This is a genomic window from Streptomyces sp. NPDC000941 (genome assembly GCF_053599555.1).
This window is the reverse complement of the sequence record NZ_JBSFMM010000486.1, coordinates 1-2,653: the sequence shown is the minus strand read 5'-3', so window position 1 is coordinate 2,653 and position 2,653 is coordinate 1. Positions and strand designations below refer to the sequence as shown.

Sequence of the window (2,653 nt, the reverse complement as noted above, 5' to 3'; positions counted from 1 at the left end):
GCGGTTTCGTTGCCTTGGTGGGCGTAGAGGGTGAACAGTTCCCGCATGAGGACGGGGAGGGACCAGCCGTCGAGGAGGATGTGGTGGTTGGTGAACACCAGACGGTAGGACTGTGGCGCGAGGCGGATCAGCGTGAACCGGATCAGTGGTGGCTCATCCAGCTGGAACCGACGGCCCAGGTCCTCCTCCAGCCAGGTGGCGAGAGAGCTCTCGTGCGCATCGGGGTCGAGATGCGTCCAGTCGATCTCCTCCCACGGCAGTTCCACCTCGCGGGGAATGACCTGCACCGGGCGTGACAGGCCCTCGTGAAGGAATCCGGCCCGTAGATTCGCATGGCGGCGAAGAAGCGCCCGCACGGAGGCCTTGAGAACCGGTACATCCAGTGGTCCCTCCACCCGGAAGGAGAACTGGGTCGTGTACACGTCCCGGCCATCGGTGTCGTAGAGAGCGTGGAAGAGCAGGCCTTCCTGCAACGGCGCGAGAGGAAGAATGTCTTCCAGTTCGTGCTGAGTCACTTCTTCTTCCTCCACACCTTTTCCAGACGGTCGATGTCCGCCTGGTTGATTCCGAGTAGGGGCAGGTCCGAGGGGGTACGGCCACCGGCGTCGGGGCGGGTGGCGTGGCGGGTGAGAGCGGTCAGCGCCTGGTGGTAGCCGTCGGCGAGCTGCTGGATCTCCCCACGGGTGAGAATGGCGTCCGGCCAGGTGAAGGTGGTGGTGAGGGTCGGGCCCCGCGGGGTGTCCTGGGTGAGTGAGCCGATGGCCAGGGTGTGAGACAGAGCCATACGGGGGTCGGCGCCGGAGCCTGCCGCGGTGGACTCGGCGGCCGGTGCCCAATAGGCGGCCTGCCCGATGGGGAGGCGGCCGAGGTAGTTGAACCCGATCTGCGGGGCGGGGAGGCCGGCGAGGCCGGGGCTGGTGGCGGGGTTGAGATAGCGCAGGAGTCCGTAGCCCATCCCGTCCTGCGGAATGGCGCGGAGTTGTTCCTTGACGCGCTTGAGGACACGCCCCAGGTCGTCCCCGCCACCCCATGCCTGACCTTCGTCGAAGCTTCCTGGGTCCAGCCTGACCGGGTATTGAGAGGTGAACCAGCCCACCGTCCGGGAAAGCTCGGCTGCCGTGATGCTCTCATGGCGTCCGTGGCTTTCAAGGTCGACCAGCACTCCGCCGTCCCCGCCATCTCCGCCGTCTCCGCCACGTCGGCCGCGCTCGGCCCGCCAACGGAGCACGGCCAGTGTCAGGGCGGTCAGCAGGACATCGTTGACACCGGCGTGGAACAGGGTGGGAACCTGGGTGAGCAGAGGCTCGGTCTGCTCCGGGTCCAGGGTCACCGTCAAGCGTTGCGCGGTGTCGAGGGTGTCCCGGGCGGGGTCCAGGGGGCGGGTCCCGAGCTGTGGCTCGGGCGATCGGAGGATGCCCTGCCACAGGGGGAGTTCCCGCTCCTGCTCCGGATCCTGGGAGTACGCGGTCAGATCGCTGGCCCATTGACGGAAAGAGGTGCCTACCGGCTGGAGTGTGGGGGTGGTCTGCGCGGTGGCTGCTTCCCAGGACGCCTGGAGGTCGGGAAGCAGGATTCGCCAGGACACCCCGTCGACGACGAGGTGATGCACGACGATCAGCAGCCGCCCGGCCGCCTCGGCGCCCGCGTCGAACCACACGGCCTGAACCATCGCCCCCGACCTGGGCGAAAGCCGCTCCCGGGCGGATTCTGCCTCCGCCGCGATGACCTTGCTCAGAGCATCGTCGGCCAGACCGGAAACATCGACGCGTTGCACGCACTCTGCCGCCCGCACCGCGCCAGCAGCGGGAATCTCGAGCTCCCAGGCGTCGCCCTCCCGCTCCACGAGGCCGGCGCGGAGAGCGTCGTGGTGGTCCAGCACGGCCTGCACCGCCACGATCAGATTGTCCAGGCCCAGCCGCTCGGGAACCTGGAGCAGCACGCCCTGGCTGAACCGCTCCACCGGCCCGCCACGCTCCCGTAGTTGGTGCATGATCGGCGTCGGCACCACGGTGCCGAGAGCTTGGTCGGAGTCCCCGCTCGGAGCTGTGGCGCCGATGTCCGTTGCGACCCGGGCGAGGGCTTCCACGGTCTTACGCTCGAATACGTCCCGGGGTGTGAAGACCAGACCGGCAGCGCGTGCGCGGGCGACGAGCTGGATGGAGACGATGCTGTCGCCGCCCAAATCGAAGAAGCTGTCGTCGATGCTGACGTTGGGTGTGGCGAGGACGTCGGCGAAGAGTGTGCACAGGGTCTGTTCGCGTGGTGTGCGTGGGGCACGTCCGGTGGTGGATGGGGTGTAGTCGGGGGCGGGGAGGGCGTTGCGGTCGAGCTTCCCGTTGGGGGTGAGCGGCAGGCGGTCGAGGGTGATGAGTGTGGTGGGCACCATGTAGTCGGGAAGCCGGTCCCTGACGGTGTGCAGCGCCTGTGCGGTGTCGACCCCTGCTTGCGTGTCGGTGGGTACGACGTAGCCGACGAGCCGTTTCTCCCCCGGCTGGTCCTCGCGCACGAGCACGGCGGCTTGAGCGACCGCGTCATGAGCGGTCAGGACGGCTTCGATCTCGCCGGGTTCGATGCGGAAGCCGCGGATTTTGATTTGGGTGTCGGTGCGGCCGAGGTGTTCGAGTGTGCCGTTGGTGTTCCAGCGGGCGAGGTC

Annotated in this window: 2 protein-coding genes; both read right to left on the bottom strand. The window is 68.0% G+C overall.

The features are described from left to right. Window positions 1-515: condensation domain-containing protein (locus tag ACWDSL_RS52920; protein ID WP_450496876.1), on the bottom strand; the 515-nt coding region annotated here is incomplete at its 3' end. Next, a partial coding sequence (locus ACWDSL_RS52915) for a condensation domain-containing protein (protein WP_450496875.1) occupies window positions 512-2,653 on the bottom strand: 2,142 nt, incomplete at its 5' end. The genes ACWDSL_RS52915 and ACWDSL_RS52920, both read right to left, overlap by 4 nt.